The 18,482-nt window shown below is 41.9% G+C and carries 16 protein-coding genes; 10 read left to right on the top strand and 6 right to left on the bottom strand.

The window, feature by feature from the left end; all coding sequences use genetic code 11:
• Positions 1-21: 21 nt before the first annotated feature.
• A complete protein-coding gene (locus AC3IPL_RS07405; RefSeq protein WP_489240273.1) occupies positions 22-2,448 on the bottom strand; it encodes a transglycosylase domain-containing protein in 2,427 nt (808 codons plus the stop codon).
• 325 nt (positions 2,449-2,773) lie between these two features.
• Here AC3IPL_RS07405 and tyrS point away from each other — a divergent pair, with 325 nt between their 5' ends.
• The 3 genes from tyrS to AC3IPL_RS07390 all read left to right on the top strand — a co-directional run bounded on the left by tyrS (position 2,774) and on the right by AC3IPL_RS07390 (position 5,559).
• Positions 2,774-4,030, top strand: coding sequence for a tyrosine--tRNA ligase (tyrS, locus tag AC3IPL_RS07400; RefSeq protein ID WP_489240272.1), 1,257 nt, complete (start codon positions 2,774-2,776; stop codon positions 4,028-4,030).
• Between the two features lie 72 nt (positions 4,031-4,102).
• Entirely contained in the window at positions 4,103-4,696 is a 594-nt protein-coding gene (locus AC3IPL_RS07395) for a LemA family protein (protein ID WP_489240270.1), read from the top strand.
• Entirely contained in the window at positions 4,696-5,559 is an 864-nt protein-coding gene (locus AC3IPL_RS07390) for a TPM domain-containing protein (RefSeq protein WP_489240268.1), read from the top strand. Before AC3IPL_RS07395 ends, AC3IPL_RS07390 begins: the two co-directional genes overlap by 1 nt.
• Positions 5,560-5,627: 68 nt before the next feature.
• On the opposite strand, the gene AC3IPL_RS07385 is transcribed toward AC3IPL_RS07390, so the two are convergent.
• Positions 5,628-6,869, bottom strand: a complete 1,242-nt coding sequence (locus AC3IPL_RS07385; RefSeq protein WP_489240266.1) for a S1C family serine protease — start codon at positions 6,867-6,869, stop codon at positions 5,628-5,630.
• A gap of 156 nt (positions 6,870-7,025) precedes the next feature.
• Between AC3IPL_RS07385 and AC3IPL_RS07380 the strand changes: the two genes are divergently transcribed.
• Positions 7,026-7,634: a lysophospholipid acyltransferase family protein gene (locus tag AC3IPL_RS07380; protein WP_489240264.1), complete on the top strand. Its 609-nt coding sequence runs from the start codon at positions 7,026-7,028 to the stop codon at positions 7,632-7,634.
• Between the two features lie 38 nt (positions 7,635-7,672).
• Here AC3IPL_RS07380 and AC3IPL_RS07375 read toward each other — a convergent pair whose 3' ends face one another.
• A complete protein-coding gene (locus AC3IPL_RS07375; RefSeq protein ID WP_489240262.1) occupies positions 7,673-7,888 on the bottom strand; it encodes a hypothetical protein in 216 nt (71 codons plus the stop codon).
• 177 nt (positions 7,889-8,065) lie between these two features.
• On the opposite strand from AC3IPL_RS07375, the gene AC3IPL_RS07370 reads away from it, so the two are divergent.
• From AC3IPL_RS07370 to nagE, 3 genes are all read left to right on the top strand, one after another.
• Entirely contained in the window at positions 8,066-8,482 is a 417-nt protein-coding gene (locus tag AC3IPL_RS07370; protein WP_489240260.1) for a DUF1801 domain-containing protein, read from the top strand.
• 588 nt (positions 8,483-9,070) lie between these two features.
• On the top strand, positions 9,071-10,585 hold the full coding sequence (hutH, locus tag AC3IPL_RS07365; RefSeq protein WP_489240258.1) for a histidine ammonia-lyase: 1,515 nt from the start codon (positions 9,071-9,073) through the stop codon (positions 10,583-10,585).
• Between the two features lie 121 nt (positions 10,586-10,706).
• On the top strand, positions 10,707-12,185 hold the full coding sequence (gene nagE, locus AC3IPL_RS07360; protein ID WP_489240256.1) for an N-acetylglucosamine-specific PTS transporter subunit IIBC: 1,479 nt from the start codon (positions 10,707-10,709) through the stop codon (positions 12,183-12,185).
• A gap of 95 nt (positions 12,186-12,280) precedes the next feature.
• Here the strand turns inward: nagE and AC3IPL_RS07355 are convergent, their stop codons facing one another.
• The 3 genes from AC3IPL_RS07355 to AC3IPL_RS07345 all read right to left on the bottom strand — a co-directional run bounded on the left by AC3IPL_RS07355 (position 12,281) and on the right by AC3IPL_RS07345 (position 14,167).
• Positions 12,281-12,727: an OsmC family protein gene (locus AC3IPL_RS07355; protein WP_489240254.1), complete on the bottom strand. Its 447-nt coding sequence runs from the start codon at positions 12,725-12,727 to the stop codon at positions 12,281-12,283.
• A 75-nt stretch (positions 12,728-12,802) separates the two neighbouring features.
• Positions 12,803-13,405, bottom strand: coding sequence for a 30S ribosomal protein S4 (rpsD, locus tag AC3IPL_RS07350; protein WP_489240252.1), 603 nt, complete (start codon positions 13,403-13,405; stop codon positions 12,803-12,805).
• Positions 13,406-13,690: 285 nt separating this feature from the next.
• On the bottom strand, positions 13,691-14,167 hold the full coding sequence (locus AC3IPL_RS07345) for a GAF domain-containing protein (RefSeq protein WP_489240250.1): 477 nt from the start codon (positions 14,165-14,167) through the stop codon (positions 13,691-13,693).
• 127 nt (positions 14,168-14,294) lie between these two features.
• Between AC3IPL_RS07345 and ezrA the strand changes: the two genes are divergently transcribed.
• From ezrA to thiI, 3 genes are all read left to right on the top strand, one after another.
• Positions 14,295-15,992 carry a septation ring formation regulator EzrA gene (gene ezrA, locus AC3IPL_RS07340; RefSeq protein ID WP_489240248.1) on the top strand — a complete coding sequence of 566 codons (1,698 nt, stop codon included), beginning with the start codon at positions 14,295-14,297 and terminating at the stop codon, positions 15,990-15,992.
• Between the two features lie 148 nt (positions 15,993-16,140).
• A complete protein-coding gene (locus AC3IPL_RS07335; protein ID WP_489240246.1) occupies positions 16,141-17,277 on the top strand; it encodes a cysteine desulfurase family protein in 1,137 nt (378 codons plus the stop codon).
• Positions 17,274-18,479 carry a tRNA uracil 4-sulfurtransferase ThiI gene (thiI, locus tag AC3IPL_RS07330; protein WP_489240244.1) on the top strand — a complete coding sequence of 402 codons (1,206 nt, stop codon included), beginning with the start codon at positions 17,274-17,276 and terminating at the stop codon, positions 18,477-18,479. Before AC3IPL_RS07335 ends, thiI begins: the two co-directional genes overlap by 4 nt.
• Positions 18,480-18,482: the final 3 nt, after the last annotated feature.

Below are 18,482 nucleotides of genomic sequence, written 5' to 3'. Positions count from 1 at the left end.
TTAATGAAAATAACAGATCTATTATTGATTCGGATTAGTAATAGTAGCCGGCGTTTCTTTTTTTTCGGAATCATCATCTTTGCCAGATGTTTTGACGCCTGCAAGTTCAGAGAACGTATCAGCTACTGGTCGTTTCGTTGATACTTTTTCACTCGTCTTGTCGTCCAGCCTGATTCCTAATCGCTCTAATACGGGTTGTGATTTCAGATCTTTTTTACTGTCATCTGTCTTATTGGATACAAGACTTAACTTCACGGGTTCGCCTGGTGCACATGACCCTTTTGGACTATTGGTAAACTGACAAATTTCTTGATTGATCACAGAGTCAGGCTGTTCAAACCGTTTGTCAACACCCATCTGTTTTGGTTCAGCAGCAGTTGCAGCGTTGACGATATCACGCCATAATGTCAGCTGGTAGTGATTTTCTTCATCGAATGTCGTCGGTTTATCATAGCCCATCCAGATACCCATAGTGACGTCCGGGTTATAGCTCAGGAACAAGCTGTCTGTCGCATCCTGCGCAGTACCTGTTTTACCTGCCCAGTCCTGATCATACTGGAATGTGCCTTTCAATTGATACGCACTTCCTGTATTAAGAACACCGCGCAGCATATCCGTGATCATATACGCTGTACCTTCACTGAAGACACGTTCTGGTCTTGCTTTGTGCTGATACAGAACTTTGCCATCTCTTGAACGGATGTTCTCTATCAAGTAACTTTCCTGGTAATTTCCTTTATTGGCGAATGTTGAGAAACCATCGACATTATCTTCAAGCGTGATATCCGTTGCGCCGAGTGGTAATGATAGATTTGGTTTTTCGGAATCCGGTATATTGATATGCATTTTATCCAGGAAATCCCATGGTTTTTTGTCTTGAATACCGGAGTACAGTCTTAATGTACTTAAGTTGAATGAGTTTTCAAGGGCGATTCTTGCTGTTACTTGATTATATTCTTCTCTTGCATAGTTCTCAGGAGAATAGCCGTTGACATCAAACTTCTTGTCCAGCAGTACAGTTTCCGGTGTAATCATACCATATTCAATCGCTGGTGCATAAGTCAGTAATGGTTTCATCGTTGAACCTGGTGAACGTTTAGTCTGTGTCGCATGGTTATTCTGTGATTTATCATGGTTACGTCCACCGACAAATGCTAGAATTTTACCCGTTTTATTTTCTTTCAGCATGACACCGACTTCGTGCTGCAATGTACGCGTCTTACCGTTCACTTCAGCTTGTCTGTCTACTGAGTAGTAAGCAGGATTGCTTTTTAGTTCATCCATAATGTCATAGATTTTTTTGTCTATAGTTGTTTCAACTGTGTAACCTTGATTTCTCAGTGCATAATCAGCCTGCTCTGAATATTTGTCATCAAGGACAGGTGTTTCATTGATTTCCTGTTTCGAGATACCATCTTGTTCAGCGAGTACGTATTTCATAATATCAATGGCACGTCGTTCGACTTCTTCAATCAAGAAAGGATATTTATCATTAGGTGTAGCCACGTCATCTTTGAATGATTTTTTCAGATTGAATGCTTTTGCTTTATCGTATTCTTTTTTAGTGATTTTATCTTCCTGCAGCATTCGTTTAAGAACGTACTGCTGACGGTTCATGCCGGAGCTGAGTGCTTCATCGCTTTTCAACTGGCCGTTATTCAAGAATGGCGTGTAAGTGTATGGATTCTGTGGCAGACCTGCAAGAAATGCACTTTGTGCGATATTTAGATCTTTGGCATGTTTACCGAATACACCACGTGATGCAGCTTCTATTCCAGCGACATTCTGACCGTTAGCGTTACGGCCGAAACTGACGACATTTAAGTAGGCTGACATAATCTCATCTTTAGATAATGATTTTTCTACACGGAATGACAGCAGCATCTCTTTCGCTTTTCGTTCAAATGATGTTTCATTGGACAGCAGCTGATTTTTGATCAACTGCTGAGTCAACGTACTCCCACCTGAAGTGGTACTGCCCCCTAGAAATTCCTGGGCAGATGCTCGAATAAATGCTTTTGGAACAATCCCATTATGTTCATAGAAGTACTCATCTTCGGTCGCTACAAGTGCATCGACGATATGAGGATTAATGTCTTTGTATTCGATGAGCTGTCTTTGAATATCGGCATTTAAGTTGCCGAGGGACTGGCCGCTGCCGAAATAGACCGTTGTGCTCTCTGTCATCTGGTTAAGCGACTTCTTAAGAGCGGCATCGCTTTGGACCGGCTGATCTTTGACGAGTGCCGCAAAGTAACCTGAACCGAATCCTGCAAGCAGCGATACAAAGAGGATGGACAGAATTAAAAAGAAGAACAATACATTAGAGAATGTCTGATAAACCGTATTAAAGATAACAAAAGGCGTCCATTTGATAGACTTCAGCCTGTTTTTAGTACTGGTGAATGTATTCTTCTCTTTGGAAGAATGTTGTTTGTTGTTTGCCATTACTAACCTCCCACATTATTTGTAGTATATCATATCAACGCACTTGACGTAGTGGAAATGAAAGATTAAACTATTATCATAATTATATAGTGTTCAGATTAAAGGACAAGTAATAAATGAAGATTTTCTAAAGAGAGTCAGTGGTGCTGCAAACTGATGAAATCCCATTTATGAATACACCTGGTTACCCTGTCTGACGGACGATGACCGTTTCATCGGACAAGTGATGAGTAATCATAAGTATGGTGGTACCGTGCATTCAAGCACCCTTACGTTTCGACGTAGGGGTGCTTTTTTCATTAGTAATCATTAAGGAGGATATGATATGAACGCATTATTAGAAGATTTACGGTGGAGAGGATTAATTTATCAGGAGACACATCCAGAAGCGATTGAAGCATTATTGAACAAGGAATCAGTCAGTCTATACTGCGGGGCTGACCCGACGGCTGACAGTCTGCATATCGGTCATTTACTGCCATTTCTGACATTGAGAAGATTCCAGCAGCACGGCCATCGACCAGTGGTGCTCATCGGTGGTGGGACGGGAATGATCGGTGATCCGTCAGGACGTACGGATGAACGTGTCTTACAGACGCCGGAAATGGTGCAGCGTAATGTTGATGGTATTAATCAGCAGATGGAACAGCTGTTTGATTTCAACGGTGAAAATGGTGCACTGCGGGTCAATAACAAAGACTGGCTTGGACAGATTGACCTGCTGACGTTTTTACGTGACTACGGTAAGCATGTCGGAGTCAATTACATGCTGGCGAAAGACAGCATTCAATCGCGTCTTGAAGGAGGGATTTCATATACTGAATTCACATATACGATTCTTCAGGCGATTGACTTCGGTCATTTGAATCAGAAGCATGACGTGAAACTGCAGATCGGCGGTTCAGATCAGTGGGGCAATATTACGTCAGGTATAGAATTGATGCGTAGAATGTACGGTGAAGTGGAAGCGTACGGGATGACCATTCCGCTGGTTACGAAGTCAGACGGCAAGAAGTTCGGTAAATCCGAAAGCGGGTCAGTATGGCTGGATAGAACGAAGACATCACCTTATGAATTCTACCAGTTCTGGATCAATACACCTGATGCAGATGTCATCAAATACTTGAAATACTTCACCTTCTTATCTCATGAAGAAATTGATGCTCTTGAGAAATCAGTGGAAGAAGAACCACATCTGCGCCTCGCTCAAAAGAAATTAGCTGAAGAAGTGACGAAGTTAGTCCATGATGAAGATGCGTTAAATGATGCAGTTCGAATCACAGAGGCATTGTTCAAAGGTGATTTGGCAGCACTTTCTGCAGCAGAAATACGCGAAGGATTCAAGGATGTCCCACAATCGACGGTAACTGAGTCAACAAACCTTGTTGACTTTCTCGTTGAAGCAGGAATCTCATCAAGTAAACGTCAGTCACGAGAAGACATCACGAATGGGGCTATCTCCATTAACGGCATCAAGCGGACTGATGTCAGTTATGACATCACTGAGCAGGACAAAATTGACAATGAATTTACGATTGTCCGTCGAGGCAAGAAGAAATATTTTATGGTCAACTATAGTTAAGACTGGTTAACACCAGTCTTTTTTGGGTAGATGTAATTAAGCTAAACTAAATCATTTAAAGGAGCTCACTCAATGAAAAAACTTTTAATCCCCATTATTGCTATTGCAGCAGTATTACTTTTATTAGGAAGTATGCTGATAGGACCTTACAATAAACTGGTTGATCTTGAACAGGATGTTGAAAAGGCTGAAGCCAATATCGATACTAATCTACAACGACGTCTTGATTTAATCCCTAACCTTGTTGAAACAGTAAAAGGCTATGCAAAACACGAAGAAGATGTCTTTAAATCAGTGGCAGATGCACGTTCTAAACTGGCAGGTGCTACACGAAGCGGTTCAATCGAAGAGAAATCTGAAGCCAATGCAGAGATGACTTCTGCATTAGGACGATTGATTGCTATCAGCGAAGCTTATCCAGAACTAAAAGCAGACGCTCAGTTTACAGGTTTACGTGATGAACTCGCAGGTACAGAGAATCGCATTGCAGTCTCACGCCGTGACTATAACGACGTAGTCACTGAATACAACAAAGTGGTCAAACGTTTCCCGGGAAGCATCGTAGCGGGTATTACAGGATTTGACGAAAAAGATTATTTCAAAGCAGATAGTGCTGCACAGAATGCACCAGAAGTTGATTTTAATTCTGATGAGGATAGCAATTAATGAAAAAAATCGCGGTTATTTTCGCGATTTTAGTCAGTGCTTTGTTACCGCTGAACGGGGCGAGTGCAGCTGAACCTCTACCAAAGCTCAAACAGCCTGTCTACACTCAGGATAATGCGTCATTATTATCAGCGAGTGAAGTGGATGAGATTAATGAGCTGGGTAATCGGCTGGAACAAGGGACGACTGCAGAAATATTATTGATGACCATGTCTTCCATCGGACAGGAAAATCGTGCAGACTATGCACTTCGTGCGGGTCGCGAATATGGTGTCGGACAGGCTGATAAGGATAACGGCATTGTCATTCTGTTGAACTTAGATAACGGTAATGAATTCAGAAACCGCGGGGTTGAAGTCCAAGTAGGATACGGCTTAGAAGGTGTGTTGAATGACGCCAAAGTCGGCGCGTTGATTGACCAGTACGCCATGCCGGACCTGCAGCGGGCAGTAACAGCTGATCCGAACGGTGACAGTGCTGAATCAAAAGAGCTGTATGGACAGGCCATGACTAAACTCTATAAGGCAATATGGCAGGAAGTCGCTGATTCATACGGTTATGACGGAAGTCAATTCACCCGCGATGAGCCGATGCCTGCGCAATCTTCCGGCGGCTCATTCAGTGTATTTCAAATATTGATCACGTTGTTCTTTCTCTACTTGATCTTCTCTATCTTCTTTAGAGGTGGCGGCGGCGGTGGACGCGGCGGCAGAAGAAGAGGTGTCGGACCAGTGATCTTCTTCCCGACAGGCGGCGGCTTTTCATCTGGTGGTTTCTCATCCGGTGGTTTCAGCGGCGGCGGTCTTGGTGGAGGTTTTGGCGGCGGCGGCTTTGGCGGCGGCGGCGCAGGACGAGGATTTTAATCAACAAAAAGGAAATCCAGATGATTTTTTCATCTGGATTTCCTTTTTTTAAATTCATCAATGAATCGTTAATTGGATTGATCGGCTGTGCTGCGCAGTGTCAACTCTACGTTCTGCGTTTTGCCTTCTCTGACGATAGTAAATGTCACCGTGTCACCTGATTTTTTATTCTGATAAATATAGGATTTCAGTTCACTGTCTGTTGCAATCTCTTGACCATCAACTTTTGTGATGAGATCTCCTTCATTGAATACTTTACCTGCATAATTATCAGTCTGGGAGACAATAACACCTTGATCAGAATCGATGTCCAGCTGTTCTAAGTACTGTCTTGGAATGGAATCAACACTTGTCAAGGCAAGCCCCATGTATGGTCTTACGACTTTGCCGTTTTTGACGATCTCATCGATAATGGTCTTAACATCATTCGAAGGAATGGCAAAACCAATACCTTCTACTTCCGTTGAAGAGATTTTCATTGAATTGATACCAATTAATTGACCGCTGGCATTGATCAGGGCACCGCCTGAGTTACCTGGATTGATCGCTGCATCGGTCTGAATCGCTTTCACTGATGATGTACCGGCAGAAGTAGAGACGTCCATTGTTCTTTCCTTGGCGCTGACAATCCCTTCAGTCACACTGTTGGCAAAGTCAAGACCAAGAGGATTTCCGATAGCATAGACCGTGTCTCCGGTGCGTATACCAGATGAGTTACCGAAAGTTACAGGTTCGATATTGAGATCGCCTTTGACCTTCAGCACAGCGATATCTGTTAGAGCATCTGTCCCGATTAACTCAGAGTCGTATTGCTTCCCTGTAGAGAGCTGAATTTTAACGTTGGACGCACCTTCAACGACATGGTTGTTAGTGACGATGTAAGAAGCATCGTTATCTGCCTGGTAGATGACGCCCGACCCTGTGCCTGTTTCTTGTTCGCTGTTTTGTGCCGGAGCAAATGGATTATTGATATCAGCCTTCTGCATGTTGATAACACCGACAATAGCAGGTGAAATGTTATCGATGATATCAGCAAGCGATTCATTGTTCGCCGTCTTAGTCACATTGTAGCTGCCTTTACTGTCGTTTGTCACAGGGACTGTCCCGCCATTATCATCCTGCAGGAACGGCAGCTGCATCGCTCCAATGGTCAGAACAGAGCCCAGTACACCTCCTAGCAGTGCCTGCGGAAATCCACTTCTACGTTTCTGCGTGGTTGGCTCTATGCGTCGATTGTATTCTGTATGAGGTTGATCGTACCGCGCTTCGTCATTGTGTGAGTTATAGTGTTGATTTTCGTAATTTGTCATCATTGTCCTCCATTGAGTCGTTATCAGTTAAATTTGCTTGTACTTACTTTTATCATTAAATAATGAAAATATAATGAAAATCAAATAAAATATTGTCTTCAGTTAACTGCTGCTATGTTAAAATAAAACTTAACGATCTATGAATGAGGTGACTCGATGTATAAACCAATTGCTACAATATTATATATTGTCATAAAAATATTGTTCAGAAAAGTAAAGGTGATTGATAAAGACTATTTGCCGAAAGATTCTCGGTACGTGGTGACATGTACACATACCAGCATGGTTGAAATTGTCATACTAGCGATGGCTGTCTATCCAAATGAAATTCATTATATGGCGAAACAGGAATTGTTCAAAAATAAATTTTTGACATGGTTTTTTACCAATACAAATGCATTTCCAGTGAACCGGGAGAATCCGGGGCCATCTACATTGAAAATTCCGGTGAAACTATTGAATCAAGGAAAGACTATCGGCATGTTTCCGGCAGGTTCAAGACAGGCCGGAGCACCAGTGAAACGCGGGGCAGCTACTATCGCAGTGCTCGGCAAAGCACCTATTGTACCGGCAAGTTATCAAGGTGTCACTACATTTAAAGAGTTGTTCAAACCCGGCACAAAAACATTCATTAAATTTGGTGAACCGATCAATCCGATGAGCTACTTAGCTGATTATAAAAAGAGTGAAGCAATCGATAAAATTACTGTAGAACTTGAACAAAGAATGAATCAGTTAAGTCATGATTTAAATCAACTGACATAATAAATGAAAGCACCGGTAAAATTTTACCGGTGCTTCTACTATTCTGCTTTCATAACAATGGTTTCTGTATACTCATCCGGATAAATGAATTCCAGCTTTGTGACATGCGGTCTATTTGTTTTTTTAGCGACTGCCTTTGACTGGTCTCTATATGAATTCAAACAGTTGTATTTTTCTTGTTCATCTATCAATCGGAATTTTATGTCGTTAACATATGAAGTCGGATGAGATGCTTTTAATAATATAGTTGGCATCGAGCCCACCCCTTTGTATTTAATATATATCTTTATTGTGTTAATACCTTTTTTTTGATTGATTAAACATAGCCCAAGAGAAAAAGTGGATAGTTTTCACTTTCTGATGATAAAATACAATAGGATATATTAAATATTCTGAATATAGAGTATAATTCATTAAAAAGGAGAAAATGGATGAGTGATGTGATGAATCAGCCGAGACCTACAGATGTGGATCATTTCATCTCTCAAATTACAGATGTGACCAGGAAGAATGATGTATACCGTTTGCTCCAAATTTTTGAACAGACATCTGGATTTGAGCCGAAAATGTGGGGACCATCGATGATTGGCTTTGGAAAGTATCATTATATGATAGATAACAAGTTTGAGGGCGATGCACCGCTTGTAGCATTTGCTCTTAAGAAGACAAAGATCAATTTGTATCTCGCCAGCAGTAACAATTTAACCACAAAGCAGCTGAAAGGTCTTGGTAATTTCAGAAAAGGAAAGTCCTGCCTTTATATAAGAGAAGTGGATGATATCAATGAGGACGTGCTAAAAGAACTGATTGCTTTATCAATTCAGCAGCTGAAAAGTATGTATCAATAAAAAAGACAAGTGCTATGCACTTGTCTCATTTTTTTTGCTTTCTTGATCATTTTCAGATGTAAAAAGATTGGTCTCAAGGTCGAGCAGTATATTATAAATTTCCTGGTCAATGTTTTCTAGAGAGGTAACGCCTGATTCCAGGTTAGTTATAGTTTCTATATCAATACCTGTAGCAGTTGCTATCTGGTATGTCGTAAGTTTGCCACTGAACAAGTTTTCTAGGCATCTCAATATAATCACCCTTAACTATGAATTATTATATTAATTATAGAACAATAACTGATTAATTCATATTTATTTTTTAGTCAAATAGCTATAATTTGATAGTCTAACTATAACATGACTATATATCAATTACAATACTGTCTTCATAAATATATGCATACATCAATTAGAATCATATTGATTAATAATTTTTATTATATAAACAATGCTGATTTTTATAAACAGACATCAATTTAAGCGAATACAAGATTAATTCACTACCACGATACCAAGCTAAAGAAAGCGTTTTCTTTGTTGTTAAATGGCATGTTTGAACGTATAATCTACACTGTAATTATCTTTAGACAAAGGGGATTATTAAACATGAATCTATTATTAACAGGAACAGGGTTGACGATTGAACAAATTCGCCAATTTCTTGCAGAAAAGGGGTCTGTAGAAATTTCTGATGATGCCATGGAGCGTGTCAGAGAGAGTCGGAACATCGTCGAAAGTATTATTGAAAATCGTCAGACGATATATGGCATTACGACTGGATTCGGATTGTTCAGTGATGTATTGATAGATGAAACTCAGTATAATCAGCTTCAAGTCAATTTGATCCGCTCTCATGCCTGCGGGGTCGGGACCCCGTTTGCTGAGGATGTCGCACTTGTCATGATGATTTTAAGGCTGAATACGATGTTAAAAGGTCATTCTGGTGTCACAACGGATCTTGTGGCACAGCTTACCTTTTTCATCAATGAACGCATTATTCCGGTTATACCGTGTCAAGGGTCACTAGGAGCATCAGGAGACCTTGCGCCTCTTTCACATTTAGCTATTGCATTAATCGGTGAAGGCAGGGTCTTCTACAATGGAACAGAAATGGACAGTGCCGAAGTACTGGAACAGTTGAAGCGCGATCCGCTGAAGCTGCAGGCAAAGGAAGGCCTTGCCTTGATCAACGGGACACAGGCGATGACTGCACAAGGGGTCATCAATTATATCGAAGCTGAGCATGTGGCTTATCAGGCAGAGTGGATTGCTGCTCTGACACATCAAGCGTTGAATGGGATTACAGATGCCTATAATGAGAACGTTCACATCGTCCGCAATTTTGATGAACAGACTGCTGTTGCAGCGCGCATGATGGACTGGCTTGACGGTTCGCAGCTGACTACAAGTCAAGGGGAAGTACGTGTGCAGGATGCTTATTCACTGCGCTGTATTCCACAAATTCACGGCGCTAGTTTTCAAGTATTCCACTACGTCAAAGAAGTGCTTGAAAAAGAGATGAACGCAGCTAATGATAATCCGCTGATATTTGATAAAGATGAGACATTGGTCATATCCGGCGGGAACTTCCATGGTCAGCCTGTTGCATTTGCGCTTGATTTTCTGAAACTTGGTATTAGTGAACTTGCGAATGTATCTGAGCGGAGAATCGAGCGATTGGTGAATCCACAGTTGAATGGTGATCTGCCTGCCTTCTTGAGTCCTGAACCTGGTCTGCAGAGCGGGGCAATGATCATGCAGTATGCAGCAGCAAGCCTTGTGTCAGAGAACAAGACACTTGCCCATCCAGCAAGTGTAGACTCCATACCGTCATCAGCGAATCAGGAGGATCATGTATCGATGGGCACTATCGCTTCACGCCATGGCTATATGATGCTTGAGAATACGAGAAATGTTCTTGCGATTGAATGTATTATTGCACTGCAGGCTGTTGAGCTGAAGGGGATAGATAAGCTGTCACCCAAAACGAGAGCCAAGTTTGATGAATACCGGACAATTGTCCCAGCAATTACTGAAGACCGGCAGTTCCATAAGGATATTAAAAACGTAGCAGACTATTTGAAGGCGAGTGCTTACCGTCAGAACCAAGTCTTAAGTTAATGACGGTTAACAGCGATATTAAAACGATGGATGATATTTCGCTTCTGTTGATCAATAGTCTATATGATTTTCTGATCGTAGTTGATATAATCTAACTAAAAATAAGAAGGGAGTTTTCTTAATGTTTTCATTTTTACAACGGCTCGGCCGTAGTTTGATGCTTCCCGTTGCTGTGTTACCGGCAGCAGCATTACTGATGGGAATCGGCTACTGGATTGATCCGACAGGATGGGGTGCCAATAATGCAGCAGCAGCATTTTTCATCAAGTCAGGTTCAGCAATTCTTGACCATCTTGGTATACTATTCGCAATCGGTGTAGCACTTGGGATGAGTAAATCAAGAGACGGCGCTGTCGCGCTGGCTGCAGTTGTCGGATTTCTTGTTGTGACAAACGTTCTCGCGAGTGACTCTGTTGCCAACTTGCTTGGCATTAAACCTGAAGAGGTTGATAGAGGATTCGCAAAAATCGATAATGTGTTCGTTGGAATTATTATTGGTTTGATTGCTGCCTGGACATTCAACAAATTCCACCAGACAGAATTGCCTGCAGCACTTGCATTCTTCAGTGGCAGAAGACTGGTGCCGATTCTCGTAGCATTTTTTGCAATGCTGCTATCAATCATTTTACTGTTTGTCTGGCCGCTTGTATTCGGTGCATTGATCAGCTTCGGCGAATGGATGCTTGGACTTGGTGCAGTAGGGGCAGGTTTATTCGGATTTTTCAACCGTCTATTGATTCCTACTGGATTGCATCATGCATTGAACGCTGTATTCTGGTTTGATGTTGCTGGAATCAACGATATTGGTAAGTTCCAAAGTAAAGATGCCGTCAAAGGGGTTACAGGGATGTATCAGGCCGGATTCTTTCCGGTGATGATGTTCGGTATGCCGGGGGCTGCTCTTGCGATGTACCATTCGGCAAAAACTGCCCGCAAAAAAGCGGTGGCAGGTATCTTCCTGGCAGGGGCAGTCTCTGCATTCCTGACAGGTGTGACTGAACCTGTTGAGTTCGTATTTATGTTTGTAGCTCCAGCTCTGTATTTGATTCACGCCATATTAACAGGACTGTCCATGTTCATAGCGGCGACATTCCACTGGACAGCAGGATTTGGTTTCAGTGCGGGGTTCATTGACTATTTCCTATCGCTGAAAAATCCTAATGCAAATGAACCATTGATGCTTCTATTATTAGGTGTTGTTTATTTCTTCCTGTACTATGCTATTTTCCGCTTCGCTATCAAGGCACTTGATATTAAAACGCCAGGACGTGAAAGTGATGAGGAAATTGCAGCAATGGCATTAAGTGAAGGTAAGGAAGTCGGAGCAGCTGATGATACAACAACCGGCAGAACTCATAAATATGATAAACTTGCCGAGCGCGTTATTCAAGGCGTCGGTGGTGCTGACAATGTCGAGAACATGACCAACTGTGCAACACGTCTCCGCTTTGAACTGAAGGATAACAGCTTAGTTGACGAGCAGACATTGAAACGTGCGGGATCAGCCGGCGTCATCAAGACAGGACGTAAAAACGCTCAAGTCATTATTGGGACGCATGTTCAGCAAGTAGCTGATGCGGTAGATAAGTATTTGAAATAGCAATCTATTAAACAGGTGCGGGAACGATTGATGTTCCCGCACCTGTTTCTATGCTGAGCTTTTGATGCCCTTTGTCATAGTTCTGACGATTTTCTCTATGAATCAACAGTATTAATCGTAATTTTATCAATGCTCACTGCAACGTTACCAGACAGTGCGCGGGTGATCATACAATTCTCCTCTGATTTGTGAACGAAACGTGTCATTAAAGCATGTTTGTCTTGTTGTTCTTTCGTCTTAATCGTGACATCATAGTGTATCGCTTCATAAGTGAACACCCCATTAGTCACATCTACTATCGCTTTGGATTGAACAGTCAAATCTTCCAGCGACAACTCATTGCGCTTGAACATGACCGACAACGTAATGATGAAGCATGTGGTTGCTGCACCGAGCAGTAGTTCGTCAGGATTCGTCCCGATTTCAGAGCCGCCCATAGCCCTGGGGATAGATATTTTAGTGTCCATGTTTGAAGTCGTCAATTGTCCAGCTGCTTCATATCCACCTGTAAATTGCGCGTGTCCAGTAAATGTATGTTTCATAACGGTCTCCTTTATAACTGTAATGAACTGCTTAAAAACAAAAAAACCTCCGGAATCGTTCCGGAGGAATTACTGTTATCTTGAGTAGTACTCAACGATTAACTGTTCATTGATTTCAGCAGATAATTCAGAACGTTCTGGTGTACGTACGAATGTACCTTCTAAAGCATCAGCGTTGAATGTTAAGTAGTCAGGTACATGATTAGATAATTCAACTGATTCAGCGATGATATCTAATTTTTGTGATTTTTCACGAACTGAAATCACTTGACCAGCTTTTAATGTGTAAGAAGGGATATCTACACGTTTGCCATCTACTAAGATGTGACCGTGGTTAACTAACTGACGTGCTTGACGACGCGTACGAGCTAATCCTAATTGGTAAACAACAGCATCTAAACGAGACGCTAAAAGTGCCATGAAGTTCGCACCGTGAATACCTTTCATTTTTGCAGCGCGGTCAAAGATGGTACGGAATTGACGTTCGTTAATACCATACATGTAACGTAGTTTTTGTTTCTCTTGTAATTGTAGACCATACTCTGATAATTTTTTGCGTTGGTTAGGACCGTGTTGTCCTGGTGCGTAAGGGCGTCTTTCGAGTTCCTTACCAGTGCCGCTTAAAGAAATACCTAAACGACGAGATTTTTTCCAAGTTGAACCTGTAAATCGAGCCATAAGTTTGACTCCTCCTTTTGTTTTTTTCGCGAAAAACAAAAATATGATAAATGCTCGAGCCGATATAGTGTCTTTCCGTGCCTTCGCCTGTTAGCTTTGGTTACACAGCACGCCAACGATGGGGACACCATAGAGCGTCTTAATATTTATCTGCTACTCTCGTTTATTCACATTCGTCTATTATATAAAGGATAATTGTAGATGTCAAGATGAAGATCAATTTAGCAGATTAAAGAAGTCATGACCGATATATTCAAAATAGCGGTCATGACTTTTTTCTATGACTCACTGTGCTGCTGCAAGATGCTTTTCAAGGATCCGTGTGAATTCCAGCAGTCCTTTTTCATCTTCAGCAGTAAATCTATCAGTAATCGGTGCGTCGATATCAAGGACACCGAATACTTGGGCATTCACATGTACAGGGATGACAATCTCTGACTTTGAATTGGCATCACAGGCGATATGCCCCGGGAACGCATGAACATCAGCAATACGCATCACCTTGTCTTCGCTGACAGCAGTGCCGCAGACGCCGCGTCCAACAGGGATAGTGACACAGGCAGGCAGGCCTTGGAATGGTCCCAGCTGCAGCTGACCATTTTTCATCGTGTAGAAGCCTACCCAGTTCACATCGTCCAGAAAATAATTGAGCAGACTGCTGGCATTCGCCAGATGACTGATGACATCATCTTCTCCGCCGAGCAGATGATCAAGTGCTGTATGGAGCTCTTCGTAACTTTTGAACTGACCTGGTTGAAACATATTGAAACACCTCTTCTGTATATGGATAGTCCTATTTTAATCATTTGATATATTTTTCACAAGAAAATGTTTTTTACCACTCTTTTTTAAGTTATAATATGCGTAGTAGGTTGGAGGGAAAATATTTATGACATTATATATCATCGTGCTGGTTGTTGTACTTCTGCTCATCGCTGTTGGTATTTTATTTTACAGACGTAATCAAAAACGCGTTGCTCTTGAGCAAGTTGAAGTACGAAAAGAAGAAGTAAAGGCGCTGCCATTTCAGGATGAACTGGTGAAAGTGAAACAGCTCACTGTTAAAGGTGAAGCAAATATGCGCTTTGAAAAATGGAAACGTGACTGGCAGACTGTTCTTAATGAAGATATTAAAGCCGTAGAGTTGATGCTCAATGACGCGGACGAAGCGCTCGATAAATTCAAATTTGCACAGAGTCAGGAAAAAGTAAGTGAAAGTCATCAAATACTTGATCAAATAGACAAGAAGTACCATCAATTAGCAGGCGATATTACCAGCTATGTCAATGGTGCAAAGTCCGATCAGATCAAATATGAAGAATGCCGGACCATCTACCGCGAAGCGAAACGTGACGTGCTTGCTAACCGCCATCAGTACGGGGAAGCTGCCAAACCGCTTGAAGATAATATCGAATTATTTGCGCCGAGGATCGAAGAATATGTTCAGTATGCGAACGAAGGGAACTATGATACGGCACATCATCATATTTCCGAGCTGCACGAACAGATGACCTGCCTGAAAGAAGATATGGATGAAATTCCGTTATTGATCCGCGATGTTCAAAAAGAGCTTCCGGGTCAGTTCCAGGATGTACGCTATGGTTGTCGTGACTTAAAAGTAGAAGGGTATAATCTGGATCACATTAAAGTAGACAGCAATCTTCAAACATTAAAGGGTAAGTTGAATCTCGTTGAGCCGTTGATTGCCCGTCTGCAGCTGGATGAGGCAGAAGAAATCATCGCTGAGATCAATACGTCACTTGATGACATGCTGGAGCTCGTTGAAATTGAAGTGAAGGCGAAAAATAATGTCGAAAAATCACGTGAGATCATTACTGACGAATTGTTCTATGCGAAAGATATGAACTATACGCTGCGTACAGAGATTGAATACGTCAAAGAAAATTATCATATTAATGAAGAAGATATTCAGAAGGTCAGACAGTATGATAATGAAATACAGAGTCTGATCGGTATTTATGATGAAATTCTCAATGAAATGGCAAAATCTGCTGTCCGCTATTCTGAAGTGGAAGATAATTTAGAGTATATTAAGGACCATGTAGCTGTTGTTAATGAAGACCAGGAAAAAATTCAGCATCACTTAACGGCGCTGCGTGAATACGAACGGGAAGCACAGCAGCATACGCTTAAAATACAGAGCCGAAAAGAAGAAGTCTTCAGACGGTTACTGGCATCGAACTTATCGAGTGTCCCTGAACGCTTCATTATCATGAAGAATGAAATTGATGTTGAAACACGTGATGTCCACAGTCTCTTCAATAAAAGACCGATGAATGTTGAGTATGTGAGAGACAAGGTGAACAAAGTGCTTGTGACGATGAATACATTTGAACAGGAAGCGGTCGATGTTCTTGAGCATGCCAGATATGCAGAAGCATTGATTCAGTATGGTAACCGATACCGTAAAGACCGCTCTGATATCAACAAAGATCTGAATGAAGCAGAACGACTGTTCAGTAATAACCGCTACAAACGTGCTGTAGAAATTGCTGAGGCAGCTATCGAACGTGTGGAACCAGGTGCAGCTGATAGAATTGAACAGCGCATCCATCAAATGAACTAGCTGAACATCATAAGAACATTTAAAAATTCGGATGGCTATTCATTGCCATTCGAATTTTTAAATGTTCAATGCAGCTGGTAAAAAGAACGAATGAGCCCGATAATTGTTATTTTGTGATATAGTATTACAATATTAAATGAGGTGACGTATGATTTATTTCGATAACTGTGCGACGACTAAGCCTGATGCGGCGGTTCTGTCGACGTTTAACGCGATCAATGAGGAATTTTATTACAATGCCGCAAGTCCACACAAAAAAGGTCTTGAAACGCAGCAGCTGCTGGAAGAAGCGCGTCGTCAGATCAAACATATTCTGAAGCTGGATCAACAGAGTATTATCTTTACGAGTGGTGCTACTGAATCGAATAATATCGCACTGACAGGTATGGCAAGAGCGAAGAAGGCTTTCGGTCAGACGATTATTACAACAAAGCTTGAACATCCATCTGTACTGGAAACCATTCGTGGTCTTGAGCAGGAAGGCTTTACTGTCAAATATGTGTCATTCAAAGAAGACGGCACATTAGATATGGAACATTTCGAAGAGCTTCTATCGTCTGATGTTGTGGTTGTTTCAATCATGCACGTCAATAATGTCATGGGGTGCGTACTGCCGATTGCAGAGATTGCAGAACTGCTGAAAAGTTATCCGAAAGTCCATTTTCATGTCGACTGCGTCCAGTCATTCGGCAAAGTACCACTCGTCATTAACGGTGTTGACAGTTTCAGCTTGAGCGGTCACAAGTTTAACGGTCTTAAAGGACAAGGACTGCTCGTCATCAACCAATTGAGAAATTTAGTAAAGACAGTATATGGTGGTGGACAGGAATATGGATTCCGCTCTGGAACATCCAATATAGCGGGCAATGTCACTTTAAGCAAGGCAATGCGCATGACGATGGAAGAGATGGAAATGCAGCGGGCAAGATTGTATCAGTTCAAGCAGGACGTCGAAAATTTTGTTAAACAATTCCCGGGGATCCGGCTGAATTCTCATCCAAATGGTGCACCGCATATCGTCAATTTCTCATTTGTCGGAATCAAAGGGGAAGTTGTCGTGAATGCCTTCAGTCAACGAGACATTATGATATCAACTACCAGCGCCTGTTCTTCAAAACGCGCCAAGTTGAATGAGACGTTGACTGCACTTCATGTACCGGAAGCGGCCATTACCGGAAGTGTCAGAGTCTCATTCTCAAAAAATAATACAGTGGAAGAATTAGATGCATTTAAAGATGCATTCAAAGAAATATATAGTGAAGTAGAGGAGTTATTAGACAAATGAAATATAACAGAGTATTAGTGCGCTACGGTGAACTGACACTGAAAACAGGAAATCGTCATCATTTCATCAGTCAGCTGAAAGGAAATGTAAAATATGCGCTGATTCCCCTTACTGGGTATCATGTGACAGCTGAACGTGACAGAATGTTCATCGATCTTGAAGATGACATTGATATTGAAGAAGTCATGAAACGGGTATCCAAAGTCTTCGGTATTCAATCGCTTAGTCCGGTCGTTCGTACGTCGCAGAACATTGATGCAATGACAGCAGCTGCTGTCGGAGCAGCACAAGAAATTGACCACAGAGATGCAACGTTCAAAGTCGATGTCAAACGTTCAGATAAGCAGTTCCCGCATGATACATTCGAGCTGCAGAGTATGCTCGGCGGAGAAATATTGAAAAATACTGAGCATTTGACAGTCCAGGTGAAGAAACCTGATCATACGGTCCATGTAGAAGTCAGAAAAGAAGGCGTCTATATTTATTCCCGCGTTATAAAAGGGGCAGGGGGACTCCCTGTCGGAACGGGCGGCAAAACATTGCTGATGCTGTCGGGCGGAATCGATTCACCTGTTGCGGGTATCGAAGTGATGAAGCGCGGTGTGACAATAGAAGCCATCCATTTTCATTCTCCACCGTTCACCAGTGAAGAGGCTAAACAAAAAGTCATTGATTTAACACGGATTATGGCTGAAACAACAGGTGTCATAAAACTGCATCTTGTGCCGTTCACTGATATCCAAAAGACTATCCACAAAGTCATTCCTGAAAATATGACGATGACATCAACACGGCGGATGATGCTGAAAATTGCAGAGCAGGTCGCACATCAAATCGATGCTAAAGCTATTGTCAATGGTGAGAATATGGGACAAGTCGCAAGCCAGACACTTGGCAGCATGTATGCCATCAATGCGGTGACATCGATGCCTATACTCCGTCCATTGTTGACGCTCGACAAAGAAGATATCATCGTCAAAGCGAAGGAAATCGGAACATTTGAAACATCGATACAGCCGTTTGAAGACTGCTGTACGATATTCACCCCTAAAAATCCAAAGACTAATCCACGTCTAGATAAAATTGAAAAGTTTGAAAGCTACTTTGACTTTGAACCATTGATTGCAGAGGCAGTGAGCAGCATAGAAGTAATGACCATTACAAAAGAGCAAAAGAGTTCTGTATTTAACAGCCTATTATAAGGA

The organism is Macrococcus sp. GL_134 (genome assembly GCF_057834705.1).
The sequence above is the reverse complement of the archived record's forward strand: the minus strand, read 5'-3'. Positions and strand labels throughout refer to the sequence as shown.